Origin of the sequence: Herbaspirillum sp. NPDC101397 (genome assembly GCF_044767325.1) — a bacterium.
Classification (GTDB): domain Bacteria; phylum Pseudomonadota; class Gammaproteobacteria; order Burkholderiales; family Burkholderiaceae_D; genus Herbaspirillum.
The window spans coordinates 535956-561948 of sequence record NZ_JBIWNS010000003.1 but is presented as its reverse complement, the minus strand read 5'-3'; the positions used below and the strand labels follow the sequence as shown (position 1 = coordinate 561948).

The 25993-nt window shown below is 60.1% G+C and carries 29 protein-coding genes; 7 read left to right on the top strand and 22 right to left on the bottom strand.

From position 1 onward, the window contains the following. From ACIROW_RS10490 to ACIROW_RS10480, 3 genes are all read right to left on the bottom strand, one after another. The coding region (locus ACIROW_RS10490; protein ID WP_402274945.1) for a branched-chain amino acid ABC transporter permease at positions 1 to 884 on the bottom strand (884 nt) is incomplete at its 3' end. Positions 885 to 1382: 498 nt separating this feature from the next. Beyond that, positions 1383 to 2345 (bottom strand): 4-hydroxy-3-methylbut-2-enyl diphosphate reductase, encoded by a 963-nt coding sequence (gene ispH, locus ACIROW_RS10485; RefSeq protein ID WP_402274943.1) that lies wholly within the window; start codon positions 2343 to 2345, stop codon positions 1383 to 1385. A 10-nt stretch (positions 2346 to 2355) separates the two neighbouring features. Beyond that, positions 2356 to 2811, bottom strand: a complete 456-nt coding sequence (locus ACIROW_RS10480) for a peptidylprolyl isomerase (protein ID WP_116436660.1) — start codon at positions 2809 to 2811, stop codon at positions 2356 to 2358. A 147-nt stretch (positions 2812 to 2958) separates the two neighbouring features. On the opposite strand from ACIROW_RS10480, the gene radC reads away from it, so the two are divergent. From radC to rpmG, 3 genes are all read left to right on the top strand, one after another. After that, the gene (gene radC, locus ACIROW_RS10475) at positions 2959 to 3633 is read left to right on the top strand and encodes a DNA repair protein RadC (protein ID WP_402274940.1); all 675 of its coding nucleotides are present in this window, start codon (positions 2959 to 2961) and stop codon (positions 3631 to 3633) included. 145 nt (positions 3634 to 3778) lie between these two features. Next, on the top strand, positions 3779 to 4015 hold the full coding sequence (rpmB, locus tag ACIROW_RS10470; RefSeq protein WP_054264245.1) for a 50S ribosomal protein L28: 237 nt from the start codon (positions 3779 to 3781) through the stop codon (positions 4013 to 4015). A 24-nt stretch (positions 4016 to 4039) separates the two neighbouring features. Next, positions 4040 to 4207 (top strand): 50S ribosomal protein L33, encoded by a 168-nt coding sequence (gene rpmG, locus ACIROW_RS10465; RefSeq protein ID WP_016833197.1) that lies wholly within the window; start codon positions 4040 to 4042, stop codon positions 4205 to 4207. Between the two features lie 128 nt (positions 4208 to 4335). Here the strand turns inward: rpmG and ACIROW_RS10460 are convergent, their stop codons facing one another. The 17 genes from ACIROW_RS10460 to ACIROW_RS10380 all read right to left on the bottom strand — a co-directional run bounded on the left by ACIROW_RS10460 (position 4336) and on the right by ACIROW_RS10380 (position 19618). Next, complete coding sequence (locus ACIROW_RS10460) at positions 4336 to 4722, bottom strand: MliC family protein (protein ID WP_402274937.1); 387 nt, start codon at positions 4720 to 4722, stop codon at positions 4336 to 4338. Positions 4723 to 4738: 16 nt separating this feature from the next. Next, positions 4739 to 5935 (bottom strand): fatty acid desaturase, encoded by a 1197-nt coding sequence (locus ACIROW_RS10455; RefSeq protein WP_402274935.1) that lies wholly within the window; start codon positions 5933 to 5935, stop codon positions 4739 to 4741. Between the two features lie 116 nt (positions 5936 to 6051). Further along, positions 6052 to 7416, bottom strand: a complete 1365-nt coding sequence (locus ACIROW_RS10450; RefSeq protein WP_402274933.1) for a mechanosensitive ion channel family protein — start codon at positions 7414 to 7416, stop codon at positions 6052 to 6054. 37 nt (positions 7417 to 7453) lie between these two features. Next, positions 7454 to 8086, bottom strand: coding sequence for a phospholipase D family protein (locus ACIROW_RS10445; RefSeq protein WP_402274931.1), 633 nt, complete (start codon positions 8084 to 8086; stop codon positions 7454 to 7456). Beyond that, on the bottom strand, positions 8086 to 9342 hold the full coding sequence (locus ACIROW_RS10440) for an RsmB/NOP family class I SAM-dependent RNA methyltransferase (RefSeq protein ID WP_402274929.1): 1257 nt from the start codon (positions 9340 to 9342) through the stop codon (positions 8086 to 8088). The genes ACIROW_RS10445 and ACIROW_RS10440 overlap by 1 nt, the downstream gene beginning before the upstream one ends. A gap of 24 nt (positions 9343 to 9366) precedes the next feature. Continuing rightward, entirely contained in the window at positions 9367 to 9996 is a 630-nt protein-coding gene (gene purN, locus ACIROW_RS10435) for a phosphoribosylglycinamide formyltransferase (RefSeq protein WP_402274927.1), read from the bottom strand. A gap of 66 nt (positions 9997 to 10062) precedes the next feature. Continuing rightward, positions 10063 to 10530 (bottom strand): barstar family protein, encoded by a 468-nt coding sequence (locus ACIROW_RS10430; protein ID WP_402274985.1) that lies wholly within the window; start codon positions 10528 to 10530, stop codon positions 10063 to 10065. Then, positions 10509 to 10889 carry a ribonuclease domain-containing protein gene (locus ACIROW_RS10425; protein WP_402274924.1) on the bottom strand — a complete coding sequence of 127 codons (381 nt, stop codon included), beginning with the start codon at positions 10887 to 10889 and terminating at the stop codon, positions 10509 to 10511. The genes ACIROW_RS10430 and ACIROW_RS10425 overlap by 22 nt, the downstream gene beginning before the upstream one ends. A gap of 120 nt (positions 10890 to 11009) precedes the next feature. After that, complete coding sequence (locus ACIROW_RS10420) at positions 11010 to 12206, bottom strand: patatin-like phospholipase family protein (RefSeq protein ID WP_402274922.1); 1197 nt, start codon at positions 12204 to 12206, stop codon at positions 11010 to 11012. Positions 12207 to 12305: 99 nt separating this feature from the next. Further along, positions 12306 to 13064 carry a 3-hydroxyacyl-CoA dehydrogenase gene (locus ACIROW_RS10415; RefSeq protein WP_402274920.1) on the bottom strand — a complete coding sequence of 253 codons (759 nt, stop codon included), beginning with the start codon at positions 13062 to 13064 and terminating at the stop codon, positions 12306 to 12308. 79 nt (positions 13065 to 13143) lie between these two features. Further along, positions 13144 to 15279: a sodium-translocating pyrophosphatase gene (locus ACIROW_RS10410; protein ID WP_402274982.1), complete on the bottom strand. Its 2136-nt coding sequence runs from the start codon at positions 15277 to 15279 to the stop codon at positions 13144 to 13146. Positions 15280 to 15534: 255 nt separating this feature from the next. Next, entirely contained in the window at positions 15535 to 16191 is a 657-nt protein-coding gene (gene adk, locus ACIROW_RS10405; protein WP_116436670.1) for an adenylate kinase, read from the bottom strand. Between the two features lie 267 nt (positions 16192 to 16458). Then, entirely contained in the window at positions 16459 to 17262 is an 804-nt protein-coding gene (kdsB, locus tag ACIROW_RS10400) for a 3-deoxy-manno-octulosonate cytidylyltransferase (protein WP_402274918.1), read from the bottom strand. 57 nt (positions 17263 to 17319) lie between these two features. Continuing rightward, entirely contained in the window at positions 17320 to 17526 is a 207-nt protein-coding gene (locus ACIROW_RS10395) for a Trm112 family protein (RefSeq protein ID WP_402274916.1), read from the bottom strand. Further along, positions 17507 to 18529: a tetraacyldisaccharide 4'-kinase gene (gene lpxK / locus ACIROW_RS10390; protein ID WP_402274914.1), complete on the bottom strand. Its 1023-nt coding sequence runs from the start codon at positions 18527 to 18529 to the stop codon at positions 17507 to 17509. Before lpxK ends, ACIROW_RS10395 begins: the two co-directional genes overlap by 20 nt. A 21-nt stretch (positions 18530 to 18550) precedes the next feature. Continuing rightward, entirely contained in the window at positions 18551 to 19000 is a 450-nt protein-coding gene (locus ACIROW_RS10385) for an ExbD/TolR family protein (RefSeq protein WP_402274912.1), read from the bottom strand. Between the two features lie 12 nt (positions 19001 to 19012). Then, positions 19013 to 19618: a MotA/TolQ/ExbB proton channel family protein gene (locus ACIROW_RS10380; protein WP_402274909.1), complete on the bottom strand. Its 606-nt coding sequence runs from the start codon at positions 19616 to 19618 to the stop codon at positions 19013 to 19015. A gap of 291 nt (positions 19619 to 19909) precedes the next feature. Here ACIROW_RS10380 and xseA point away from each other — a divergent pair, with 291 nt between their 5' ends. From xseA to ACIROW_RS10365, 3 genes are all read left to right on the top strand, one after another. Continuing rightward, positions 19910 to 21283, top strand: coding sequence for an exodeoxyribonuclease VII large subunit (gene xseA / locus ACIROW_RS10375; protein ID WP_402274907.1), 1374 nt, complete (start codon positions 19910 to 19912; stop codon positions 21281 to 21283). Between the two features lie 190 nt (positions 21284 to 21473). Then, complete coding sequence (gene sodB / locus ACIROW_RS10370; protein ID WP_116436676.1) at positions 21474 to 22052, top strand: superoxide dismutase [Fe]; 579 nt, start codon at positions 21474 to 21476, stop codon at positions 22050 to 22052. 97 nt (positions 22053 to 22149) lie between these two features. Next, the gene (locus ACIROW_RS10365; RefSeq protein WP_402274904.1) at positions 22150 to 23064 is read left to right on the top strand and encodes a LysR family transcriptional regulator; all 915 of its coding nucleotides are present in this window, start codon (positions 22150 to 22152) and stop codon (positions 23062 to 23064) included. A 51-nt stretch (positions 23065 to 23115) separates the two neighbouring features. Here the strand turns inward: ACIROW_RS10365 and ACIROW_RS10360 are convergent, their stop codons facing one another. After that, positions 23116 to 24420 (bottom strand): MFS transporter, encoded by a 1305-nt coding sequence (locus tag ACIROW_RS10360; RefSeq protein ID WP_402274902.1) that lies wholly within the window; start codon positions 24418 to 24420, stop codon positions 23116 to 23118. A gap of 114 nt (positions 24421 to 24534) precedes the next feature. Continuing rightward, positions 24535 to 25350, bottom strand: a complete 816-nt coding sequence (locus ACIROW_RS10355) for a class II aldolase/adducin family protein (RefSeq protein WP_402274900.1) — start codon at positions 25348 to 25350, stop codon at positions 24535 to 24537. 136 nt (positions 25351 to 25486) lie between these two features. Here ACIROW_RS10355 and ACIROW_RS10350 point away from each other — a divergent pair, with 136 nt between their 5' ends. After that, positions 25487 to 25873: an OsmC family protein gene (locus tag ACIROW_RS10350; RefSeq protein ID WP_402274897.1), complete on the top strand. Its 387-nt coding sequence runs from the start codon at positions 25487 to 25489 to the stop codon at positions 25871 to 25873. Positions 25874 to 25993 lie beyond the last annotated feature (120 nt).

The following is a 25993-nucleotide window of genomic DNA, read 5'->3' as shown; positions in this document are numbered from 1 at the left end:
AGAGTGAGAACGATGATCAGCACGATGAAGGCGAAGATGTCCTGGTAGTTACTGCCCAGGAAGTCGCCCGTCAGGTCGCCGATGTAACCGGCGCCCAGGCTCTCGATCAGGCCCAGCAGAATGCCGCCCAGCATGGCGCCGTAGATGTTGCCGATGCCGCCCAGCACCGCTGCCGAGAAGGCCTTCAGGCCCGGCACGAAGCCCATGGCGAATTGCGCGGTGGAGTAATTCGCCGCCCACATGACGCCGGCAATGGCCGCCAGCGCCGCGCCGATGATGAAGGTGACCACGATCACGCGATTCGAGTCCACGCCCATCAAACCCGCAATGCGCGGGTTCTCCGCCGTGGCGCGCATGGCGCGGCCCATCTTGGTCTTCTCAACGATGAGGACCAGCCCGATCATGGCGGCCAATGCCAGCAGCAAGAGCATGATCTGGGTCGGCGAAATCAGCGCGCCGGCGATGTGCACCGGATCCGACGGCATGATCTGCGGGAACGGCAGCGGGCTGCGGCCCCAGATCATCATGGCCAGCGTCTGCAGCAGGATCGACACGCCAATGGCGGTAATGAGCGGCGCCAGGCGCGGCGCATTGCGCAGCGGACGGTAAGCCACCCGCTCGATGATCATGCTCACGATCACGCACACGGGAATCGCGCCGATGATGGCGATGATCAGCTTGACGATGCCCGGCAAGTCCGGCGCCACGTGCTGCACCAGCTTCAAGATGCTCAAGCCTGCCATCGCGCCGATCATGAGCACGTCGCCGTGCGCAAAATTGATCAGGTTCAGCACGCCGTACACCATCGTGTAGCCCAGGGCGATCAGGGCGTACATGCTCCCCAAGACCAGGCCGTTGATGATTTGCTGGATGAATATGTCCATGGATGCTTCCTAACTATGTGTAACGAATCAATGAAATGCCTGCGAGGGCAAAGCCGGGCTCGGGCCCAGGCATGCGAGCGATAGAGCAAAAAGCGTTCCCGATCGGCCGAATGTCGCAAGCGCTTGCAAGCTGCCGGAGACGGCCATGGCGGCCGCCATCGGCGCTGTGGCCTTACGAGGTCAAACGGGAATTGGGGGAGGAACGCGTCAAGATGGAGCGTGCAAGGACAAGCTGGGGCAAATTCACGGGGATGCTCATGCGGATGGTCATGATCAGGGACGCTCCTTCTTTGTCGAAAGGTATTGGGGACGATCAAAAAAGCGAGTGCGCCTTGTGGGGCCTCGCGGTTGGAGCGGGATTATACCTAAGCGCAGGCTACAACACGAAAAACCGCGCAAGTGCCCGCCCGGCCTGTTGATCCGCGTGATTCACGACATAAAAAAAGCGCACCGGGGTGCGCTCTTTTGAAGCCCGGAGCAAACCGGGAAATTCCTTGTTCAGCTGTTGCCGGTTACCGAACGACCACCGCCCAGACCTTTGGGCATCGGGAATGTGACATGCTCCTCGATGCCCTCAAGGATGCGCACGCTGCGCAACGAGCCTTCCTTGATCCGATCGATGACGGCCTGCACCAGTACTTCAGGCGCCGAGGCGCCGGCGGTGACGCCGACGCGACGCTTGCCGTCCAGCCATTCCTGCTTGATCAGCTCGGCGTTGTCGACCATGTAGGCGGGCACGCCCTTCTTTTCCGCAACTTCACGCAGGCGGTTGGAGTTGGAACTGTTGGGGCTGCCGACCACGATCACGACGTCGACCTGCGGCGCCATGAACTTGACCGCTTCCTGGCGGTTGGTGGTGGCGTAGCAGATGTCGCCTTTTTTCGGCTCGGCGATATTCGGGAAGCGTTGCTTGAGCGCGGCGATGATGTCGGTGGTGTCGTCCACCGACAAAGTGGTTTGCGACACATAGGCCAGCAGATCAGGATCGGTGACCTGCAGCTTGAGGACGTCGTCGACGGTTTCCACGAGATACATGCCGGCTTCGGTCTGGCCCATGGTGCCCTCGACTTCAGGATGGCCCTGGTGGCCGATCATGATGATCTCGCGACCTTCGCGGCGCATCTTGGCGACTTCCATGTGGACCTTGGTGACCAGCGGGCAAGTGGCGTCGAATACGGTCAGGCCGCGTTTCTGGGCTTCAGCCTGCACCGCCTTGGAGACACCATGCGCGGAAAAGATGACGGTGTTCCCGGCCGGCACGTCGGCCAGCTCTTCGATGAAGATCGCGCCCTTGTTGCGCAGGTCGGCGACAACGTAGGCGTTGTGGACAATTTCATGGCGCACGTAGATCGGTGCGCCGAATTGCGTCAACGCACGCTCGACGATTTCGATGGCGCGATCGACGCCGGCGCAGAAACCGCGCGGCTGAGCCAATAAAATTTCAGATTCTTGCTTGTCCATATCGAGCACCTTACAGAATCCCGATGATTTTTACTTCAAATTTCAGTGTTTGCCCGGCCAACGGATGATTGAAATCGAACAGCGCGCCTTGCGCATCAATCTCGCGCAACACGCCTGCAAAGCGGCCGCCGCCCGGCGCCGCGAAATCGACCAGGTCGCCGACGCGATAATCTGCGTCCATCGACGAGTTTTCTTCCAGCGTGGCGCGCGAGATGCGCTGAATCAATTCCGGGTTGCGCGGTCCAAAAGCCTGCTCCGGCGCCAGCTCGAAAGTCTGATGAACGCCCTCCGGCAATCCCAGCAGGCAAGCCTCCAGGAACGGCGCCAGTTGACCCTGGCCGAATTGCAGTGTGGCCGGCTTTTCCTCGAAGGTGCTGACGATGTTTTCACCGGTCAGCGAAGCGAGGCGGTAATGCAGGGTGAGATAAGCGGTTTCGGTGACGACCGGGACAGATGCGTTGGACATGAACAATCTTCAATAAACGTGACAAAGTGGCGTGCCGGATCGATACAACATCAGTTGATGCGACAGCCCGCTATTGTAAGCCACGTTGCGAAGCTCCGTAAAAAACCCCTCGACTTTCGAGTGTTTTGAGTGTTTTAAAAGGACCCCATGGCAATCACCGATTGGCCGGAAGACCAGCGCCCGCGCGAGCGCCTGATCCGGCAAGGCCCGCAATCCCTGTCTGACGCCGAATTGCTGGCGGTGTTCCTGCGTGTAGGCGTGACCGGCAAAAGCGCGGTTGACCTCGGGCGCGACATGGTCGGACATTTCGGCTCGCTGCAGGGACTGTTTGCCGCCCGGCTGGCCGATTTTTGCGGCATCAACGGCCTGGGACCTGCCAAATACGCCCAGTTGCAGGCTGTGCTGGAGCTGGCCCGGCGTGCATTGGCTGAAGAATTGACGTCCGGGACAGCACTCAGTTCACCGCAGGCGGTAGCCAACTATCTGCGGCTGCTGTTCCACGGCAAGGCCCATGAAAGCTTCGTGGTGCTGTTTCTCGACGTCAAGAATCGCCTGATCGAGGCGGAGGAAATGTTTCGCGGCACGCTGACCCAAGCCAGCGTTTATCCGCGTGAAATCGTCAAGGCAGCGCTGGCGCGCAACGCTGCGGGCGTGATCCTGGCCCATAATCACCCGTCCGGCGAGCCCCAGCCTAGCAGCGCTGACCTGCTCCTGACGCAGACGCTGCAACAGGCGCTGGGCCTGGTCGACGTGCGTGTGCTGGATCACATCGTGGTGGCCGGGCGGCGTACGCATTCGTTTGCGGAGCATGGGCAGCTCTGAGAACCAGCGTTTCAGGACGGACCGACAATTGTTAAATTTAATTCAAAACAACGACACAATTGTTTTTCGCAAGTCATTGAATAATCAATGTTTTTTGGCTATACTCTCTTTTTTTCCAATTTCTGGAATTTTTAAGGAGCACTCCATGGCACGTGTATGCCAAGTCACCGGGAAGGGGCCGATGGTCGGCAACAACGTCTCCCATGCGAACAACAAGACCAAGCGCCGCTTTTTGCCTAACCTGCAAAACCGCCGCATTTTCGTCGAGTCGGAAAACCGTTGGGTTTCCCTGCGCTTGTCCAACGCCGGCCTGCGCGTGATCGACAAAGTCGGCATTGATGCCGTTTTGGTCGATATGCGTGCTCGCGGCGAAAAAGTCTAACTAGCAGAGTAAAGGAAATCTATCATGGCTAAATCCGGCCGCGACAAAATCAAGTTGGAGTCGACCGCAGGTACAGGTCACTTCTACACCACGACAAAGAACAAGCGTACGACACCTGAAAAACTAGCGATCATGAAGTTCGATCCCAAGGTTCGCAAGCACGTTGAATACAAAGAGACCAAGATCAAGTAATTGATTTTTCTCTTGTCGTAAAAAAAGCCCCGCGATTTGCATCCGGGGCTTTTTTATTGCCTGCGCATTCCTGAGGAATGCGCAGCGTCTGGTGAAACTGATAGCAGGGAAAACCTACTGCCCTGCTCTCACCAATTTTCAATTTGTTTGCAATCCTTGAGGATGTGCTCGGCATCTTCGCCCAGCGTTTCATCAGACAGGAATCCCTCGTTCCCCTTGTTCCACCAGACATAGCGTCCGGCAACGTATCTCACGCCCGAAGCCGCAACCACACTGACGAACAGCTGACGCTTACCCGCCACCGGCAAATAGGCGAAGGCGCCTGCGCTGGTATTGAGATAGCGCACCGGTAAACGCACATCGCCGGCGCAACGATAAATCAACCGTTGCTGGCTCTGGATCTTGACGTCGGGAAGAGTGAAACTGGGAAGAGTAGTCTTCGCCAGCGTTGCGCCGGGAAGCGCCGCCGAAGCGGCGACGGCTGCGAGCAAAATTGCAGGAAGAACTTTACTCACAGCCGATCGATACAAATCAAGCGTAGCTACGCAGGCGCAATGCGAAGTCACGCAGAGCATGGATGCCCGAGGCTTCAGCACGCACGCACCAGTCTTGCAACTGCTGCAGCAACTGTTCGCGGGTCGAATTGGAACGGCCCCAGATCGCGCCCAGTTCCACGCGCATTTCGTGCATGGTCTGCAGCGCCTTGCTGTGCGTGAACAACTCGGACAATTGTTGCTTCTGACCGTCTTCCAGCTTGGCCGGTTCACGTTGCAGCAGCTTCTTGGACGACTTCAGGAAACGCGATTCCAGCTTGGCCTTTTCCGCCAGGTGTTCGATTTCGTCAGCCCAGGCGCGCTTGAGCGACTTGGCGTACTTGGACATGACGTCGTAGCGGTTGGCGATCACGGATTGCAGCGTATCGAAATCGGCGACCAGTTTCTGACGATCGAACTTCGGCGCCGGCGCAACCTTCTTGACCTTGGCCAGGCCCATCATCTCCAGAATACGGATATACATCCAGCCAATGTCGAACTCATACCACTTCGACGACAGTTTCGCCGACGTGCCGAAAGTATGATGGTTGTTGTGCAGTTCTTCGCCGCCGATGATGATGCCCCATGGGAACACGTTGGTCGCAGCGTCGTTGCAGTCGTAGTTGCGATAGCCCCAGAAGTGACCGATACCGTTGATGATGCCGGCGGCGGTGATCGGGATCCACAGCATCTGGACAGCCCAGACCGTCAGACCGATAACGCCGAACAGCATGACGTCGATGATCAGCATCAGACCGACGCCTTGCCAGCCGAAACGGGTATAGACGTTACGCTCGACCCAGTCATCCGGCGTGCCATGGCCATACTTTTCCATGGTTTCGGCGTTCTTGGATTCAGTGCGATACAGCTCGGCGCCTTCCAGCAGCACCTTCTTGATGCCGCGTACTTGCGGGCTGTGCGGATCTTCTTCAGTTTCGCACTTGGCGTGATGCTTGCGGTGAATCGCGGCCCACTCCTTGGTGACCATGCCCGTGGTAATCCACAGCCAGAAGCGGAAGAAGTGACTTGGAATGGCGTGCAGATCCAGCGCACGGTGCGCCTGGCAGCGATGCAGATAAATGGTGACGCCCGCGATCGTGATGTGGGTCACAATCAGGGTGTAAAAGAAAATCTGCCAACCGGTTGCGTGCAGCAAGCCGTTCGAAAGAAAGTCCAGGATCGAATCTACTGTCATTACCACTCCAAAAAAGAAAAACTTCACGGCAAATGAGTTTGCCAACGGGCTTGCCCAATACAGCTTGCTAAGCAACTTGCCGAGTGAAGTTGCCACCATCTAGCACTTATATTCTTTTATTTTCCGGCATTGTACCCTGATTGTGCATCCTTGTGCACTGAAGATGCCGAACCGGCAACGCTTTGTTCAAAACTGCGCTCATCCATCAACCGAATGTCGCGTTTTGGATGCGCCACCTGGATGCCATGGGTCTTGAACACCCTCCAGATAGCCCTGTTAACGTCCGAGAGCACATTCAGACGACCGTTTTCTGGATCCGTGATCCAAAAACCTATTTCCAGCTGCAAACCGTCCTCGCCGATTTTGAGCAGCAAGGCTTGCGGCAGGATCTGGTCGGATACCCGCTCCACTGCAAATGCGGCCTTCTCCAGCATAGACAACACCGTTTCGATATCGTCCTGATACAAGATCGTAACTTGTGTTGCCAAACGTATAATTTTTCGGTTTAGCGAGTAGTTCTGGACCGGGGTCGACATGAACATTTCGTTGGGCAACACGGATTCAATGCCATCCAGCCCTTCGAGAATGGTGTAACGCGTGTTGATTTGCGTCACTTTTCCGAAATAGCGGTCCACATTCACCATATCACCGATCGCCAGGCTGCGTTCAAGCAGGATCACAAAGCCTGATACATAGCTGCTGGCGATCTTTTGCAGACCCAGACCCAGACCGACGCCCAGCGCCCCGCCGAATACCGACAGCACCGTCAGGTCGATGCCGACCGCCGACAGGCTGACCAGGATCGCCACCAGGATCAGGACCGCCCGCACCATCCGCGCCACCACCGTGCGCAGGGACAAGTGCATGGTGCTGATCTTCATCATGCGGTCTTCCAGCATGGCGCCGGCCCACAGCGCGATGATCAGCGTCACCAGCACCGAGGCGGTGGCCTGCAGGATGGTCAGCAGCGAGGTCTTGTGGCGGCCCAGCGGCAGCATGGTGGTGTCGAGGTAATCGACCAGATCCGGCCACAGGCCGGTAATGTAGAGCAGCACGCAGATCCAGACCAGCGTGGCGAATACTTTTTCGAACAGCTGGAGGAAGGCGCCGGCGGTGGTTTCCTTGACGAAGATGCGACGCAGCACATAGAACACGAAGCGCATCGCCACTTGCGAAATCATCAGCGGGATCATCACGTGCCACAGCGTCACCGGCAGCTTCAGGCGAATCAGCACCAGTCGCGCCAGCACCAGCAGGATCAGGATCAGCAGCGGCGACAGCACGCGCATGAAACTCTTGATGCCGATGTGCACCACGCTCTGCTCGTCGCCACCGGACAGCGTGAACAGTTTGCGCAGCCCGCGCGACAAACCCCAGCCGCAGGCCACGCACAAGGCAATGACCGCGAGTTGGCGCAACAGCTCCGTCGGCGGCAGCTCGCCGAACAGGTAGTCATAGAAATCGGTCAGCAAAGTTGACATGATCTTTCTTGGCGGTGGAAGGCCGTGGCGCTGGCGGCTAGCGGTCGGGCCGATACGCGTCGGCTTCCTCGAAATGACGCGTCCAGTTGGCGACGTACCTTGCCGCCAGCGGCGGATTCTTGCGCGCGATCAGGATGTTTTCAGCATTCTTGTTTTGTGCCGACCAGGTGAAATTATAACTACCGGTGATCACGGTGGCGTCGGCGCCGGCGGCATCGATGACGATGACCTTGTTGTGCGCACTTTTATATTTGGTCTCTTCCCTCACCGTAACGCCGGCGGCGAGCATGGCGGCGATGCGTTCGTGGCCGAGCTTGTTGAGCTGGCCGGCGTCGACCAGCACGCGCACTTCGACACCGCGCTTGCGGGCGGCGATCAACGCATTCGTGAGCGGCTTGCTGGTCAGGATGTAGGCTTGCACCAGCACTTGCCGGCGCGCCTTGGCGACGGCATCGGTCAGCAAACCTTCGATGTCGTCGCCCGGCGTGAAGGCGGTTTCAAGCGTGCCTTGCGCGGGCAGCGCTTGCCCGCCCGCATCGAAAGCCTGTGCAGCGGGAAGGCATGCGCAGGCGACCAGAGCGAACGCGGCGAGATGGCTTGCATGTCGCCGCAGATAGGACAACCCGGACAGACCCGGCAGCATGGCCATGACCCGCAGCATCCGCAGCATTACTTCTTGCGTTCCAGTACGGCTGCGAAGAAACCGTCGGTGTGATGCACCTGCGGCAGCATCTTGAGGTATTCGCCGGTGTCCAGGTCGATCTTCTGTTCGGCCAGCACCGTGTTCATCGGCACCAGCGTGAAGTCCGGATTGGCTTGCAGGAACTGGGCGACGATGTCTTCGTTTTCTTCATTGAGGAAACTGCAGGTGCCGTAGACCAGGCGACCGCCGGCTTTCACCAGGCGTGACGCGCTGGTGAGAATGCTGATCTGCTTGACGTTCATTTCGGCGACGGTCTCGACGGTCTGGCGCCACTTCATGTCGGGATTGCGGCGCAGCGTGCCGAGGCCGCTACAGGGCGCGTCGACCAGCACGCGGTCGATCTTGCCGGCCAGGCGCTTGACCTTGGCGTCATTCTCGTGGGCGATCATGACCGGATGCACATTGGACAGGCCGCTGCGCGCGAGGCGCGGCTTGAGCTTGGCCAGGCGTTTTTCCGAGATGTCGAAGGCATACAGGCGACCGGTATTGCGCATGGCTGCGCCCAGCGCCAGCGTCTTGCCGCCCGCGCCGGCGCAGAAATCGACCACCATCTCGCCGCGCTTGACGCCGACGATCTGGGCCAGCAGCTGGCTGCCTTCATCTTGCACTTCAATGGCGCCGTCCTTGAACAGCGGCAGGTTCTGCAGTGCGGGCTTTTTGATCACGCGCAGACCCAGCGGCGAATACGGTGTCGCCTCGCAGAGGATCGGCGCCGCAGCCAATGCCGCCATGACGTCTTCGCGGTTGGCCTTGATGGCGTTGACGCGCAAGTCCAGCGGAGCTTGCTGGTTCAATGCCTCTGCCATTTCCATGGCGGCGGCTTCGCCGTCGCGTGCGATCAGCTTGTCGAGCAGCCATGGCGGCATGTTGGCGCGCATTGCCAGCGGCAATTTATTGCGGTCGATCTGGGCGGTGCGTGTAAGCCACTCGACTTCTTCCGGCGACAGGCCGGCGATCGATTCGATGCTGACCGTGTCGACCAGGCCGAGCAGCGCCATGCGGCGCATCATCGGGCCGACGCCGGATTCGGCGAAATTGGTGAAGACCGACTTGTTGCGCAAGAGGCCGTACACCGCTTCGGCGATGACGCCGCGTTCGCGGCCGCCGAGCTTGGGATTCTCGCGGAAGTAGCGCGACAACGTGACATCGGCGGGGCCGGTGAAACGCAAAATTTCACGCAAGACTTCTTCCGTGTGGGGAACGATTGCGGGTGGCAATCTCATACTGCTTCCTTCAAAAAATGTGGTTCAGACTTGCTCGGCGGATGGATCGAGACGGACGCGATTGCCGTCCAGGCTGAGCTTGCCTTCGACGAACCAGCGCACAGCGCGCGGGTAAATAAGATGTTCCTGTTCCAGCACGCGCTCACCCAGCGTTTCTTCGCTGTCCGCGCCGCGCACCGGCACGGCGACCTGCGCCACGATCGGGCCGTGGTCGAGGTCGGGCGTGACGAAATGCACGGTAGCGCCATGCAGCCTGACGCCCGCCGCCAACGCTTGCCGGTGCGTGGCCAGTCCCGGAAAGGACGGCAACAGCGACGGATGGATGTTCAGCATCCGGCCGGCATAGTGCTCGACAAACGGTGTAGTCAGGATACGCATGAAACCGGCCAGCACCACCAGATCAGGCGCAAACACGTCAATCGCGGCGCGCAGGGCGGTATCGAACTGCTCGCGCGTGGGATAGTCCTTGTTGGCGACGACTGCGGTGGCAATGCCATGCCGGCGGGCAAACTCAAGTCCTGCCGAGTCGGTGCGGTTGCTGATGACTGCTGCGATGGAAACTGGCCATTTTTCAGCCTGGGCGGCCCGGACGATGGCTTCCATGTTGCTGCCACGGCCGGAAATCAGGATAACAATGCTTCTCATGGTCGGCATTGTAACCGCTGCCCGAGGCCGGATTGCCAAAAATTGGCGCCGGCGCGACAGCGGGAAGTGGAAAAATTACTGGAATGAATAAAAAACGCGGAATGCGACTTTCTTGTCGGCCCAAAAGTCGGCAGCGTCGCGGAACACGTCCAGCAAGGTTTCGCGGGCTTCTTTGTCGAATTTCTGTGTGTTCGGCAATTGCTCGATGACAACAATGAATCCCGGTTGCTGGCCGGCCTTGTGCGTCAGGTCGGTCAGGCAGTCGCCGAGGGCGTCGAAATTCTTGCCAAAATGGCGGGGAAAATGAAAGGCGCCGGCAATAATTGCGAGGACCTGCTGCTTGGTCGTCGCTTCGGCGCAATAGGCGTACAGAAAGTGTTGCCCAAGACGAGCAGCCTCTTCCTGCAAGTCGGTCACGCGAAAAGCGCGGATAGACTGCACAACATTTGGCGGCACCGTTTTAAATAAACTCATTTCTCCCTCAGATTTTGCAATGAATGCTGCAACCAAGATCGCCTCCTTCATTCCCTGATACGTTGGAATGTCTGGTAATGATCCTTGGTGTAATAGTACTCACCGGACGTTTGCGGATTGCCGCCGGAGATGATCCGGCGCGCGCCGCGATTGCGTGCCTTGGGCGTTTTCACGGTGAATTCGTGATAATACCCGCGCTTCTGCCTCGGTAAAACCCCTTCGTAGTTGCCAAAAACCACGCCGTCCTTCGCATAGGGATAAGGTCCGCCCTGCTTGATCAGGACCAGCGTCTGTTGCGCCTCGGGCGGCAACTGGCTGAGTGCAACGTCGTCGACGCCCAGGGAAGCGGGGCCTTTTGCGAATACGGAGCAAGATAACAGCAGCGCAGCAAGGAAAACAGACCACTGTTTCAGAAATGATGTCTTCAAGAGCAGGCTCGCATTTTATGTTGCAGAAGTATTAATTATTCGCAATACCATTGCGTAGAGTAACGTTTTGCTTCAAACCAAGCAACCCGAATCTTCGGATGAACGTGCCCGGCAGCGGGCTCACGCTTGGAGCGCGGCGATCCGATCTGGTTCAAAAAATGCAAGAACCTGGTCGCGCATGGCGTAGGTATCGCGTTCGCCGAGGCTGATCAGCTCCTGCGTGAAGCTGCGCTCGAACAACAGATAGGAGGCCAGCGCAGCGCCGCGCACTTCGGTCGCGCCGATGCCGCCCAGCATCACGCGCACCGGCCGCGGCAGGCTGTTGACGTGGCGGCTGGCGATCTCGTCGATACGCTCGGACGGCGAAATCACCAACACCTCGATCGGCTTGAGCGGGGTCTTGGCGCGCTGCTCCGGCGTCAGCATCGACAAAGTCTGGTTGACGCGGTTGGTGCGCTCGATGTCGGCCGCGAGCCCGTCAAGGAAGATGCTCGACAACGCATGGCCGGCTACTTGCGCCAGACTGGGATATTGCGCCAGTTGGGTCGGCGCTTCGGAACGCTCGCCCATGCGGCCGGCGCCGATCACCAGGATCTTGCTGGCGCCGAGGTGAATCGCCGGGGAAATCGGCGCAACCTGGCGCATGGAGCCGTCGCCAAAATACTCGCGCCGGCCTTCGTAGAAAATCGGAATCGCAGGAAAGATGAACGGAATCGCCGACGACGCCAGCAGATGCTCGACGCCGATCTGGTCACGGATGGCGCCGCGCTGGGTGCGTCGCCATGGTTCGATTTCCTGCATCGACTGATAAAACGTCAGATGCTGGCCGCCGGTATAGGACGAGGCCGTCACCGCCAGCGCATGCAAGTTGCCACTGGCCAGCGCGTCATCGAGACGCGGCAAATCCAGCAGGCGGTGCAGCATGGTCACCAGCGGGGTGTTGTCGAGCAGGGAGTTGGGCGGATTGGCGCGCCACTTGCGCAGCAGCCAGCCGAAAGAGAACAGCGACAGCCAGCGCGCTCCGGAGCGGATCACGCCGAGCGAGTCGGCGCGATAGACCTGCTCTACCTCGAAATTCGACCAGACGTTGACGAGCTCGCGCACACCTTCGCCGAAATCGTCGGCGCGGCACGCCAGCGCGGTCGCGTTGATCGCCCCGGCCGAGGTGCCGCAAATGATCTTGAAAGGATTCTGATGCCCCGGCCAGCCGGACTCCAGCAAAATCATGGACACGGCGTTGAGAACACCGACTTGGTAAGCCGCACGTGCACCGCCGCCGGTCAGGATCAGTCCTGTTTTTTTATCTGTTGACTCCATGCCAACAGCTTAGCAGGGCACACGCGCTTGCGGCACATGTTGATTTGCAAAAATTCCACATGTTGCTAAAAATACGCATGGAATAATTACGTAACTATTCTATTTCGGCGGCATGCGAATAGCGCCGTCGAGACGGATGGTCTCGCCGTTGAGCATCAGGTTCTCGATGATGGTCTTGGCCAGGTGCGCATACTCGACCGCCTTGCCCAAACGCGGTGGAAACGGCACGGCGCCGCCCAGCGAATCCAGCACTTCCTGCGGCATCGACATCATCATCGGCGTCTCGAAAATCCCCGGCGCAATGGTCATCACACGGATCCCGCTGCGCGCCAGGTCACGTGCCATCGGCAGCGTCATGCCGACGATCGCCGCCTTGGAAGCGGAATATGCGGTCTGGCCGATCTGGCCGTCGAACGCCGCCACCGAGGCGGTATTGATGATCACGCCGCGTTCGCCCTGCTCCAGCGGCTCCTGTTTGCTCATGGCGTCTGCCGCCAGGCGGGCCATGTTGAAGGTGCCGACCAGGTTGATGTTGAGTGTCTTCTGGAACAAGGCCATGGTATGCGGGCCGTCCTTGCCGATCAGCTTGGCGCCCGGCGCAATGCCCGCGCAATTGACCAGGCCGCGCAGGCTGCCCAGTTGCTGCGCCGTCGCGATCGCCTTCAGGCCGTCCTCTTCCGTGGTGACGTCGCAGCGCACAAATTCACCCTGCAGTTCGGCCGCCAGCTTTTGCCCGGCCTCTTCCTGCAAATCGGCCAGCACCACCTTGCCGCCGTTCTCCGCCAGCATGCGCGCGGTCGCCGCCCCCAAACCCGATGCCGCGCCCGTCACCACAAATACCTGTCCCGCAATCTGCATGTCTCTTCTCCAATAATAAAGACCGGCATGGAGTACCCATGCCGGTCGTTTTTTAGTCATCCTGATGGGATGTGGACTTCTATTTTCCCACGGGTACGGCGATCACGACAGATTCCGTTGTCGTTGTGGTTGTCGTCACCGCAGCCGGAACCGCTGCGGCCGCAGTGGCAGCCGTCAATGCGGGTGCCGGCAGCAAGGGCACCAGCAGCAGCGCGACGATGTTGATGATCTTGATCAGCGGATTGACCGCCGGGCCGGCGGTGTCCTTGTACGGATCGCCCACGGTGTCGCCGGTGACGGCCGCCTTGTGCGCATCGGAACCCTTGCCGCCGTGATGGCCGTCTTCAATGTACTTCTTGGCGTTGTCCCAGGCGCCGCCGCCGGTGGTCATCGAAATCGCCACGAACAGGCCGGTGACGATGGTTCCCATCAGCAATCCGCCCAGCGCCGCCGGTCCCAGCAACAGGCCGACGATGATCGGCACGATCACCGGCAACAACGAGGGCACGATCATTTCCCTGATCGCCGACGAGGTCAGCATGTCGACCGCCTTGTCGTATTCCGGCTTGCCGCTGCCGTCCATGATGCCCTTGATCTCGCTGAACTGACGGCGCACTTCGACCACCACGGCGCCGGCCGCGCGGCCCACCGCTTCCATCGCCATCGCGCCAAACAGGTAGGGAATCAGGCCGCCGATGAACAGGCCGACGATCACCATCGGATTGGACAGGTCAAACGAAGTGCTCTTGCCGACCGCGTCCAGCGCATGCGTGTAGTCGGCGAACAGCACCAGCGCGGCCAGCCCGGCCGAACCGATGGCATAGCCCTTGGTGACGGCCTTGGTGGTGTTGCCGACGGCGTCGAGCGGATCGGTGATGGCGCGCACCGATTCCGGCATGCCCGACATCTCGGCAATGCCGCCGGCGTTGTCGGTGATCGGACCGTAGGCATCCAGCGCCACGATGATGCCTGCCATCGACAGCATCGATGTCGCCGCAATCGCGATGCCGTACAGCCCGGCCAGCCAGTACGACGCCAGGATCGCCGCACATACAGCCAGCACCGGATAGGCAGTCGACTTCATTGACACGCCCAGGCCGGCGATGATGTTGGTGCCGTGACCGGTGGTCGAGGCTTGCGCGATATGCTTGACCGGCTTGAAATCGGTGCCTGTGTAGTACTCGGTGATGTAGACCATCAGGCCGGTCAGGACGATCCCGATCACCGCCGAACCCATCAGCGGCACGCGCAGCTCGGGCGGCACCATGGTCCAGGTGACCACCGCGAAGCCGATCAGGCTGAGGATCGCCGCCCACCACAAACCGGTGTAGAGCGCCGACATGATCTTCTTGCCGGGCGCAACCTTGACCATCATGCAGCCGACGATCGACGCCAGGATCGAGACGCCGCCCAGGGCCAGCGGATACAGCACCGCCAGCACTTCACCGCCCTTGATCACCAGGCTGCCGAGCAGCATGGTGGCGATCAGCGTCACCACATAGGTCTCGAACAGGTCGGCCGCCATGCCGGCGCAGTCGCCGACGTTGTCGCCGACGTTATCGGCAATCACCGCCGGATTGCGCGGATCGTCTTCGGGGATGCCGGCCTCGACCTTGCCCACCAGATCGGCGCCGACGTCGGCGCCCTTGGTGAAGATGCCGCCGCCGAGCCGGGCGAAGATGGAAATCAGCGATGCGCCAAACGCCAGCCCGATCATCGGCCGCAAGGCATCATGCAAGGACGCCGCACGCCCTTCGCCATGCAGGAACAACCACCAGAAAAACAGCGCCACACCGAGCAAGCCAAGCCCGACCACCAGCATGCCGGTGATCGCGCCGCCGCGAAACGCCACGTTGAGCGCCTCGTTCATGCCCTTGGTGGCTGCCTGCGCGGTGCGCACGTTGGCCCGCACCGACACGTTCATGCCGATGAAGCCGCAGGCGCCCGACAGCACCGCGCCTATCAGGAAACCGATCGCGGTAATCCAGCCCAGGCCGGGGATCAATGCAATGACGATGAAGAGCACCACGCCGACCAGCGCGATGGTGCGGTACTGGCGCGCGAGATAGGCTGCCGCACCTTGTTGAATGGCAGTCGCGATGTCTTGCATGCGCTGGTTGCCGGGGTCCTGCTTGAGAATCCAACTGCGGGAAATAAGACCGTAGATCACTGCGACCACGCCGCATGCCACGGCAAACCATAGGGCTCCTGCCATCATGTCTCCTCCTTGTTTTTTCACGACAAAGTCAACAATCACGACCTTCCGCAGCAACGTCTCTTGGACGTCATGGCGGACACTGCGCACTGCAATACTTTACGTGGCCTCTTTTATGGATTTGATGGGCCGCCCCTGGTTACACCGTATCGCTTACGTCTGACTCCCCTGTTTTCAGTCTGTCTATCACTAAACTGCTGCATCCGCGGTATCTGCTACGGACATAAAAAAAGCGGACACATGGTCCGCTTCATTTTATGACGCCAGAGCGGCAAATGCACTCTCTCTGATTTGCTCCACCGGTCCGACGCCGGCGATCTTGCGATACTGCGGTGCGCCAGGCTGGCCCGATTCGGCCCACTTGCCGTAGTAACCGACCAGCACTTCGGTCTGCTCGTGGTACACCGACAGGCGCTTCAGGACGGTTTCTTCCTTGTCGTCGTCGCGCTGGATCAGCGCTTCGCCGGTGACATCGTCCTTGCCTTCGACTTTCGGCGGATTGAATTTGACGTGGTAGGTGCGGCCCGAAGGTTGATGCACGCGGCGACCGCTCATGCGCTCGACGATGGCGCTGTCGGGCACGTCGATTTCCAGCACGTAGTCGATCTTGACGCCGGCATCCTTCATGGCGTCGGCTTGCGGCGTGGTACGCGGAAAGCCGTCGAACAGGTAACCGTTAGCGCAGTCAGGCTGCTTCAGGCGGTCCTTGACCAGGCCGATGATGATGTCATCGGAAACCAGACCACCTGCGTCCATGACCTTCTTGGCGGCGACGCCGAGTTCCGTGCCGGCAGCAACGGCGGCGCGCAGCATGTCGCCCGTCGAAATCTGAGGAATGTTGTACTTTTCCTTGATAAAAGTGGCTTGCGTACCTTTACCGGCACCAGGCGCTCCTAGAAGGATGAGGCGCATATGTTTTCCTAAATTGAAGTTTTGAATTCTATTGCGATGGCAATCAGTGCAACTGTTGCCATCGAAGGCGATTGTCTCTGTGACGCCGCTTGCATCTTGCTCTGAACGAAACTTACCACAAAATCTTACTGAATCATGACAAACGCCTATTTTTTAGGCAGCTCGCCAACCGCAATTATCACCATGGAGAATGACAGGAGACTTACAAAACCGCGCCGGCAGCGACTTATCGGCGAGACGAATTGTCTCGCCGATAAGCTATGGACGTTACAGCGCGGAAATAGCCGCCACCAGCGGACTGTCGGGAGGCGCTTCGAAATGCTTGCGCACGCGCTCCAAGTCTTCGGGCGTGTCGACGCCGGCTTCCGGCAGCAGCGAGGTCACATGCACCGCGATCGAATATCCGTGCCAGAGCACGCGCAATTGCTCGAGCGCTTCAATGCGCTCGATCGGCGACGCCGTCAGCGTCGGATAGACCTGCAGGAATTTGTTGGTGTAGGCGTACAGGCCGATGTGGCGCAACGGTGCGAACTCATGGCTGTGCAGGTCGGACAGGCTGTCCTTGGACTGCGCAAAACCGTCGCGATGCCATGGAATCGCCGCGCGCGAGAAATACATGGCGCGCCCTTCCTTGTCCAGCACTACCTTGACGACATTCGGATTGAACATCTCCGGCAGCAATTCGATCGCATGCGCGGCCGTCGCCATCGGCACGTCGGCCTTGATGTGGCCGGCGGTGGCGGCGATCAGGCCGGGATCGATCAGCGGTTCGTCGCCCTGCACGTTGACCACCACGGCATCTTCGGCCAGGTCGAGTGCCGCCGCGACTTCAGCGATGCGATCGGTGCCCGAGGGATGATCGGCACGCGTCATGGCGACGTCGATGCCGTGCTGTTCACACGCGGCGTAGATATCGCGATGATCGGTCGCGACCACGATGCGCGTCGCGCCCGACAACGCCGCCCGCTCGGCCACACGCACGATCATCGGCTTGCCGCCGAGGTCGGCCAGCGGCTTGTTCGGCAGACGGGTGGAAGCGAGGCGTGCGGGGATGATGACGGTAAAGGACATGGCAGGAATCAATCAGCAATCAAACGTACGACAACAGAAACTGCGGAAACTTGTTCTTTATTCAGCAGCCGGTTCGACCGCAGCAAGGCCGGCAGGCGCGGCGCCCAGATCGCGCGCTTCGTCAGCCCACATGATCGGAATGCCGTCGCGGATCGGATAAGCCAGTTTGTCGCCGTTGCAAATCAGTTCCTGGGCTTTTTTGTCGTACTCGAGCGGGCCCTTGCAAACAGGGCACACGAGGATATCAAGCAGTCGGGCGTTCACGGAGTTTCTCCACAATGTGTTCAGCCAGCGCGCCGTCTATGCGCGCCGTCACAGGCACGACCCAGATGCGGGGATCGTTTTTGATGGCCTTTATAGCCCTGCATTTTACTGCATCCTTCTCGGTGATCAGGATCACCGCCGCCGACATCGCGGCGAAGGGGTTGTGGGCAAAATCGTAATGGTCGGGCAATGCCACCCGCTCGAAGTTCAGGCCGGCCTGCTTCAGTGTCGTAAAAAACCGCGCCGGATTGCCGATACCCGCCACTGCGGCCACACCTTCGGCAGCGCTGAGCGATGCAAGCGGCTGGCGGCAGGTGCGGTCTTTCAGCAGCTCGACCTGATCGGTTTCAAGGCGCATCGCGAACGCGCCGGCCGGCGCTTCGCCGGCGGTACCGACATTGCATACCGTAAAGTCGCGCCGGCGCGAGGCCGGTTCACGCAGCGGCCCCGCCGGCAGCAACCAGCCGTTGCCGTTGCCGCGTGCATCGGACAGCACGATTTCAATATCGCGCGCCAGTGCGTAGTGTTGCAAGCCATCGTCCGAAACGATCACGTCGACTTCAGGATGCGCCGCCAGCAAAGCCTGCCCCACCGCCACCCGGCTGCGGCCGACCATCACGGGGCAACCGGCGCGCTCGGCGATCAGCAGCGGTTCGTCGCCGACCTCTGCGGCCTTCGAACCTGAAGTAACGGGACGCGCTTCAGCCTGCGCAGAACCATACCCACGCGAAATCACGCCAGGCGTATGACCGGCCTGGCGCAAGGCCTGCACCAGCCAGATGGCCAGCGGGGTCTTGCCGGTGCCACCGACGAAAACATTGCCCACCACCACCACCGGCACATCCAGGCGCGTCGCCTGTTTCAGGCCAACTCGGTACAGCGCGCGCCGCGTCAGCGCGACGGCGCCGAACAGCAGCGACAGCGGCCACAGCAGGCACGCGAGCCAGCCGCGCCGCAGCCAGGCGCGCGTCAGCGTCGATTCGAGGGAGGAAGGTGCGGACAAAGGTAGAGGCGCGCGTGCGGCTTACTTGCCGCCGGTCTGCGCAGCGAACGTGACCTTGGCGAAACCGGCCGTGCGAGCTGCTTCCAGCACGTTGATCACGGTCTGGTGCGCAGCCAGTGCGTCGGCATTGATGATCACCACCGGATCGGGCTTGCCGCCGCTGGTATCGGTATTGGCAGCGTTAGCCTGTACCGCGCTCTGCAATTCGCGCGCCAGTCCGGCCGCGTCGCGTGCAGCAATCGGGACGTTGTTGATGGCGTAGCGTCCTTGCGCGTCGACTGCAACGTTCAGTTCGAACGGCTGCTCCAGCGCCTTCTCGGCGTTAGCGGTGGGCAGGGTAATCTGCAAGGCGGTGAACTTGCTGTACGTCGTCGTGACCATCAGGAAGATGACGATCACCAGCAGGACGTCGATGAACGGGATCAGGTTGATCTCCAACTCTTCCCGCGCGCGGCCTTTGCGAAAATTCATGAGACTTCCTTTTTACTGGCGCGAGCCGTGCACGACGTCAACGAACTTGACGGCCTGCTGCTCCATGTCGACCACGAAGCTGTCCACCAGCGCGCGGAAGTGGCGGTAGAACACCAGCGACGGCATCGCGATCGCCAGGCCGAATCCGGTGTTGTACAGTGCGATCGAAATACCGTGCGCGAGCTGGGCCGGATTGGTGCCGGCGGCGTTTTGCGAGGCGAAGATTTCGATCATGCCGATGACCGTGCCGAACAAGCCCATCAGCGGCGCCAGCGAAGCAATGGTGCCGAGCGTGGTGAGATAGCGCTCGAGGCGGTGGGCGGCGGCCTGGCCGGCTTCTTCGATGGCTTCCTTCATGACTTCACGCGGCGCGTCGACGTTGCGCAGGCCGGCGGCGAGCACCTGGCCCAGCGGCGAATTCTGCTCCAGCTTGTCGATCACGTCGTCGTTGACGCGGCCGCTTTCATAGACGCGCACCACTTCCGGCAGCAGGTCGGCCGGCAGCACGCGCGAGCGGCGCAGGTACAGGAGTCGTTCGATGATCAGCGCGAGGCCGATGATGGAGGCGATCAACAACGGCCAGATCGGCCAGCCTGCGGCCTGGATGATTGCGAACAAGAGAGACTCCTTTAATACAATGATGTAATGACGAATGCTACCGGGTTAAACCCTGCTTCATTTTCCGGTGCAGAATGTAACGCGTTGCAACCCGCCGGGCAAGGCCAAGATACAGCGGTTGCAAAGGTTTCGCCGGACGCCGCAGCGGAACCGATTTAAAATCCTGTGCACTTTACCCACATTTCCTGTGCATAACTTTGTGAACAAGCGCTTTGCAATGATGCAAGCCCCTTGATTTCAAAGCTTTTTTCCATTCTGTACAGAAACCGTGCACTGACCTTACGCCAGCCAATGAACCACGACGATTTTTCCAGCCCCTCCCCTTCCGCCCCGCCGTCCGGCCCGCCCGTGCTCGCCGTATCGGCGCTCAACCAGGCGGTCGCGCGTGTGCTGGAGCGGACCTTTCCTCTGGTCTGGGTATCCGGCGAAATATCCAATTTTACCCGCGCGGCGTCCGGCCATTGGTATTTCACCCTGAAAGACGATGCCGCCCAGGTGCGTGCGGTGATGTTCAAGGGCCGCGCCCAGCATGCCGGCTTTTCGCCGCGCGAAGGCGACAAGGTCGAAGTGCGCACGCTGGTCACGCTGTATGCGCCACGCGGCGACTACCAGCTCAACGTCGAAGCGATCCGCCGTGCCGGCGTCGGCAATTTGTATGAAGCCTTCCTGCGCCTGAAGGAAAAACTCGAGAACGAAGGCCTGTTCCATCCCGATCGCAAACGTCCCCTGCCCGTCTTCCCGCGCTGCGTCGGTATCGTCACGAGCCCGCAAGCCGCGGCGCTGCACGACATATTGACCGCATTGCGCCGCCGTGCGCCGCACGTGCGCGTGATCCTGTATCCGACGCCGGTGCAGGGCGAAGGCGCCGGCGCGAAGATCGCGCGCGCCATCCAGATCGCGTCCCAACGCGCAGAGTGCGACGTGCTGCTGGTCGGTCGCGGTGGCGGCAGCATGGAAGATCTGTGGGCCTTCAATGACGAAGCCGTGGCTCGCGCAATTGCGGCGTGCCCGGTGCCGGTGATTTCCGGTGTCGGCCACGAGACCGATTTCACGATCGCCGACTTCGCCGCCGACCTGCGCGCGCCGACCCCGACCGCCGCCGCCGAGTTGTGCGCGACGCCGCGCGCCGAGTGGCTGGCGCAGGTACACAATCATGCCGCCGACCTCACGCGCGCACTCAAGCGTCGTCTCGCCGAGCATGGACAGACCGTCGACTGGATGTCGCGCCGGCTGGTCAGCCCTGCTTCCTACATCACACACGAACGCGTCAAGCTGCGCGCGCTGCAGGCCCGCCTCGAACACGCCACACGCACGCCGGTCACGCGTGTGCGCTACCAGTTGCAGCATCTGCAGACGCGCCTGCAAAATCGCCTGCCCGACACCCGCGCTGCGCGTCTGCTGGTGGGCGGTCATCAACGCCGCATCGGCAATGCCGTCGCGCTGCTGGTGCAACGGCAGCGACAAACTCTCGCGGCACAATCGTCCCAGCTTGAATTGCTCAATCCGCAGCGCACGCTCGAACGCGGCTACGCCATCGTCACCGACGCCAAAGGCAAGGTCCTGCGCGCCCCCTCCGAACTGCAACCGCGCAGCAACGTCACGCTGCGACTGGCCGACGGCAGCGCCGAAGTCGGCATCGCCAGCGTGCAGCCGACACTGGACTGACACGGAATTCAAGGCGTATTGAGAATCATCCCTATTGACATGGCCAACGCCTGAATTTCCTACGTCAATTTAAGGCGTCCGACACCCGCAAAAGCCTGTCGCGAGGATGCAAAGAATCGCTATCCGCTTTAGAATCACAAACTCAGAATAAAAAATTCGTTTCAATCACCGATACCCGAAAGGATTCACCATGGCACATACCCTCCCGGCACTGCCTTATGAACTGGACGCACTGGCGCCAACCATTTCAAAAGAAACGCTCGAGTACCACTACGGCAAGCATCATCAGACCTACGTCACCAATCTGAACAACCTGATCCCAGGTACAGAATTCGAAAACCTCTCCCTCGAAGAGATCATCAAGAAGTCCTCCGGCGGCGTGTTCAACAACGCAGCGCAAATCTGGAACCACACGTTCTACTGGAACGGCCTGACGCCAAAGGGCGCCGGCGCTCCAAGCGGCGCACTGGCTGACGCCATCAACGCCAAGTGGGGTACCTTCGACGCCTTCAAGGCCGAATTCACCAAGCAAGGCCTGGCCAACTTCGGTTCCGGCTGGACATGGCTGGTCAAGAAAGCCGACGGTACACTGGACATCGTCAACACCACCGGCGCCGGCACACCGCTGACCACCGACAGCAAGGCGCTGCTGACCATCGACGTCTGGGAACACGCTTACTACATCGACTACCGCAATGCACGCGCGAAGTATGCCGAAGCATTCTGGGGCATCGTGAACTGGGATTTCGCAGCGAAGAATTTCGCATAAGCAAACTCGGTTTTCGCATGTGAAAAAGCCTGCCAGCGTGCAGGCTTTTTTAATGCATACAATGAATACGCAGGCGCAACTGCCAGGGACAAACAAGATGAAAGACGACAGGCTGGTCGAAATGAAGATCTTCAAGGCGGTAGCCGAGCATGGCGGCTTTACGGCTGCCGCGCTGGCCCTCGACGCCAGCCAGCCCTTCGTCAGCAAGACCATGAACAACCTCGAGCAGCGCCTCGGCGTGGCCCTGTTGCGGCGCTCCACGCGCCGCATCCACCTGACCGAAGAAGGCCAGGGTTTCCTCACCGCCTGCAACAAGATCATCGCCGAGATTGAGCAAGCCGAAGGCCTGGTCTCGGCCACCGGCGCAGCACCGGCGGGCGACTTGCGGGTCACCACCGCAACCTCGTTCGGCATGGACCAGATCGTGCCGCTGCTGCCCGAGTTCATGCAGACCTATCCGGGCATCCGTATCCGGCTGGCCTTGTCGGACACGCTGGTGGACCTCATCGGCAGCGGCTTCGACGTCGCCATCCGCATGGGGCAATTGCAGGACTCCATGTTGCTGAGCCGGAAACTCTGCCACCTGCAACGCATCGTCGTGGCAGCGCCGTCCTATCTCGCCCGGCACGGCACGCCAACCCGCCCGGAAGACTTGCACCGCCACAACTGCCTGCGCTGGGAAGCGCCGATGGATCATCTGAATCATTGGCCGTTCATGATCGACGGTGAACGCACCCACGTCGAAATTCAAGGCAATTTCCAGTTCAGCACCGGCATGACATCGGTCGAACTTTGTCTGGCCGGGGTCGGCCTGACGCGCATGGCGGAACACTTCGCCATTCCCGCCATCCGTAAAAATCTGCTGGTGCCGTTGCTGACCGATTTCCAGGCGCCTGACGATACCGCCATTTACGCGGTCTACGCCAAGGAACGCCACGTCCATCCACGCGTGCGCACCTTCGTCAACTATCTGCTGGAAAAATTCAAGCAACCGCCCTGGAAAGCGCCATAAAAAAGGGCGCTCCGGATTCGGAGCGCCCTCGCACAATGTTGCCGGCCTGCCCTATTTATCGAGACTCTTGGGCAGACACATGGTGATGATGCTGCCAGCCACCAGGAAGACGCCGATGACGTACATGCCGACCTCGGTGCGTCCCAGCGCCACGTTCAGCCATCCCACCAGGTAAGGGGAGACGAATCCCGCGATGTTGCCGAAGGAGTTGATGAAGGCCAGCGCCGCCGCTACCGAAGCGCCGACGAACACGCTGGTCGGCAATGCCCAGAACAGGCTGATGCAAGAGTACACCCCGGCGGCGGCCAACGACAGACAGAACAAGGTCGTCGCCGGTCCGCCGTTGAGCACCATGGCCAGCGCCAGACCTACTGCTGCCAGCAACATGAAGGCGGCAAAATGTGCGCGGCGCTTGCCCGTCAGATCGGCGCTGCGACACGACAGGTACAGACATGCGGCGGCAACGATGTTGGGTATCGCCGAGTAAATGCCGATCCAGAACGGATCAAGCACACCCGAGCGCTTGATCAGCGAAGGCATCCAGAAGCCCACGGCATACAGTCCCATGATCAGGCAGAAGTAGATCAGCACGAACACCCACAGCTGCGCATTCCCGAGAAAGGCGCGGACGCTGCCGTGATCGATCTTGGTGGCGTTGTCGGCACGCAGGTCGGCGTCGATCTGATCCTTCTCCTGCTGGTTCAGCCAGGGCGCCTTGCGGAAATCGTCGATCAGAAAAAAGTACACCGCGACGCCCAGGATCAACGCCGGAATCGCTTCCACCAAGAACAGCCATTGCCACGCCTCAAATGGCGCCACGTGCTGGAAAGCGCTGAGGATCCAGCCCGACACCGGGCCGCCGATGATGAACGCCAGCGGCGCGCCCATCACGTAGATCGCCATGGCGCGCCCTCGCCGCCGCGCCGGAAACCACAGCGTCAGCAAGTACATGATGCCCGGCGCAAAACCGGCCTCCGCCACGCCCAGCAGGAAGCGTGCGATATAGAACTGCATCGGCGTCTTGACCAGCAGCATGCAGGCCGAGATGATGCCCCAGGTAATCATGATGCGGGCGATCCAGATGCGCGCGCCCACCTTGCGCAGGATCATGTTGCTCGGCACTTCGAAAATCAGATAGCCGATGAAAAAAATACCCGATCCCAGACCATAAATAGCATCGTCGAACTTGAGGGAATCGAGCATCTGCAGCTTGGCGAAGCCGACGTTGACGCGATCCAGATAGGCGACGAGGTAGCACAGCAGGATCAGCGGCAGCATCCGCCAGTAAGCTTTGCGATAGACGTTGCCGGCGAGATCGGCCTGCGCCAGGGCGGCGCCGGTGTAAGCGGTTGTCATGTGGTCTCCAGATGATTTTTACGGGCGCGTATCTTCGCGCCCTGTCTTATAGTCCCACCGTCGCTGCATGCCGCGACGGCGGGTAATTCAGCACAGATTTCAGCCTGCGATGCCTTAATCAAACAGGTCCGGCTGCGTGTGTGAGACTTCCGCAAACAGCGTCTGGAAATGCAACCAGCCGATGAATTCATTGCCCAGATGCTTGCGCGAGTATTCGGCGTTTTCCGGCGCGATGAATTTCGGCCGGATCGGTGCAGCCTCGGTCAGCAATTGCATGCGGCAGACATGGTCGAGCGCAATGAAATGCCAGCAAGCATCATCGATGCTGTGCCTGCTGGCCGTCAACAAACCATGGTTCTGGTGGATGACAGCCTTATTCTTGGCGAACGCCTTGGCGACAGGATTACCGGATTCTTCCGATACCGGCACCTTGCCGGCGCCGTCGGTCAGCACGGCATGGTCGCCGTAGAACATGCAAGCGTCCTGTGTGATCGGATCGAGCGCGCGTCCCATCGATGCCCATGCGCCCCCGTGCACGGTATGCGCATGGCAGGACGCGACGATATCGGGATTCTCTTCATGGATGGCGGAATGGAGGATATATCCGGCATGGTTGATCGCATAGTCTCCCTGAACGACTTTGCCGCGATGATCGACTTGCACCAGCATCGATGCTTTCACCATGGAAAACGGCACGCAGACCGGGTTAGTCCAGAACAGATCCGGAAACTCCGGATCGCGCACCGTCAGGTGGCCGCCGAAGCCAAAGCTGAAGCCATGCAGTGCAAACAGGCGGCAAGCGGCGGCGAGGCGTTCCTTGCGGTGCTGACGCTCGTCGGCCTTCGATGCAAAAACAGGCTCCTTGGGGAAAATAAGGCCTTCCTGTCGCGGTTGATAAACTGACTTATTTTTTGTCGCTTCCATTAACATGGTGATCTCCTCAATTGTCGAGAATTGATTATAGGATCGGACTTTCGAGGGATTATGCAGGCTGCGGGAATAGGACTTATGCCGCCTGAAGGGTAAATCGCCGACCGGCGCCGCAACGTCAATCAGGGAGAACATCATGGCCACCATCCATCTGCACAACGACGCCGGCTACGCGCAACGCATCCGCGCCCGCACCCATCAGTTGCAGGCGGACGAACCCGCCAGCAACGGCGGCACCGACACCGGCGCGGCGCCTTACGAATTGCTGCTGGCCGCGCTGGCCGCGTGCACCTCGCTGACCTTGCGCATGTACGCCGATCGCAAGGGCTGGGACCTGGGCACCATCCACATTGATGCGCGCTTTTCACGCGATGACTGCGGCCTGGAAAACATCGAGCGCACCGTCACCTTCGGCAATACGCTGACGCCGGAGCAGCTCACGCGCCTCGGTGAAATCTGCGAGAAGACGCCGGTCACCAAGACCCTGCGCGAAGGCACGCCGATACGCACGGCTTTTATATAAGACTTCGGCACAGCGAATTTTCGATATTTATTGAAATAGATCGTCAAAAATTACCTGAAACCGGCGATAAAACGAAGCAATAAAAACAAATAACTCTTTATTTATCAACAACTTATACTT

Bases quoted from the DNA above. Each gene is read 5' to 3' on its own strand.
- ispH (WP_402274943.1), bottom strand. From the start codon at position 2,345: ATGGACAAGCAAGAATCTGAAATTTTATTGGCTCAGCCGCGCGGTTTC.
- ACIROW_RS10480 (WP_116436660.1), bottom strand. From the start codon at position 2,811: ATGTCCAACGCATCTGTCCCGGTCGTCACCGAAACCGCTTATCTCACC.
- radC (WP_402274940.1), top strand. From the start codon at position 2,959: ATGGCAATCACCGATTGGCCGGAAGACCAGCGCCCGCGCGAGCGCCTG.
- rpmB (WP_054264245.1), top strand. From the start codon at position 3,779: ATGGCACGTGTATGCCAAGTCACCGGGAAGGGGCCGATGGTCGGCAAC.
- rpmG (WP_016833197.1), top strand. From the start codon at position 4,040: ATGGCTAAATCCGGCCGCGACAAAATCAAGTTGGAGTCGACCGCAGGT.
- ACIROW_RS10455 (WP_402274935.1), bottom strand. From the start codon at position 5,935: ATGACAGTAGATTCGATCCTGGACTTTCTTTCGAACGGCTTGCTGCAC.
- ACIROW_RS10450 (WP_402274933.1), bottom strand. From the start codon at position 7,416: ATGTCAACTTTGCTGACCGATTTCTATGACTACCTGTTCGGCGAGCTG.
- ACIROW_RS10445 (WP_402274931.1), bottom strand. From the start codon at position 8,086: ATGCTGCGGATGCTGCGGGTCATGGCCATGCTGCCGGGTCTGTCCGGG.
- ACIROW_RS10440 (WP_402274929.1), bottom strand. From the start codon at position 9,342: ATGAGATTGCCACCCGCAATCGTTCCCCACACGGAAGAAGTCTTGCGT.
- purN (WP_402274927.1), bottom strand. From the start codon at position 9,996: ATGCCGACCATGAGAAGCATTGTTATCCTGATTTCCGGCCGTGGCAGC.
- ACIROW_RS10420 (WP_402274922.1), bottom strand. From the start codon at position 12,206: ATGGAGTCAACAGATAAAAAAACAGGACTGATCCTGACCGGCGGCGGT.
- ACIROW_RS10415 (WP_402274920.1), bottom strand. From the start codon at position 13,064: ATGCAGATTGCGGGACAGGTATTTGTGGTGACGGGCGCGGCATCGGGT.
- ACIROW_RS10410 (WP_402274982.1), bottom strand. From the start codon at position 15,279: ATGGCAGGAGCCCTATGGTTTGCCGTGGCATGCGGCGTGGTCGCAGTG.
- adk (WP_116436670.1), bottom strand. From the start codon at position 16,191: ATGCGCCTCATCCTTCTAGGAGCGCCTGGTGCCGGTAAAGGTACGCAA.
- kdsB (WP_402274918.1), bottom strand. From the start codon at position 17,262: ATGTCCTTTACCGTCATCATCCCCGCACGCCTCGCTTCCACCCGTCTG.
- ACIROW_RS10385 (WP_402274912.1), bottom strand. From the start codon at position 19,000: ATGAATTTTCGCAAAGGCCGCGCGCGGGAAGAGTTGGAGATCAACCTG.
- xseA (WP_402274907.1), top strand. From the start codon at position 19,910: ATGAACCACGACGATTTTTCCAGCCCCTCCCCTTCCGCCCCGCCGTCC.
- sodB (WP_116436676.1), top strand. From the start codon at position 21,474: ATGGCACATACCCTCCCGGCACTGCCTTATGAACTGGACGCACTGGCG.
- ACIROW_RS10365 (WP_402274904.1), top strand. From the start codon at position 22,150: ATGAAAGACGACAGGCTGGTCGAAATGAAGATCTTCAAGGCGGTAGCC.
- ACIROW_RS10360 (WP_402274902.1), bottom strand. From the start codon at position 24,420: ATGACAACCGCTTACACCGGCGCCGCCCTGGCGCAGGCCGATCTCGCC.
- ACIROW_RS10355 (WP_402274900.1), bottom strand. From the start codon at position 25,350: ATGTTAATGGAAGCGACAAAAAATAAGTCAGTTTATCAACCGCGACAG.
- ACIROW_RS10350 (WP_402274897.1), top strand. From the start codon at position 25,487: ATGGCCACCATCCATCTGCACAACGACGCCGGCTACGCGCAACGCATC.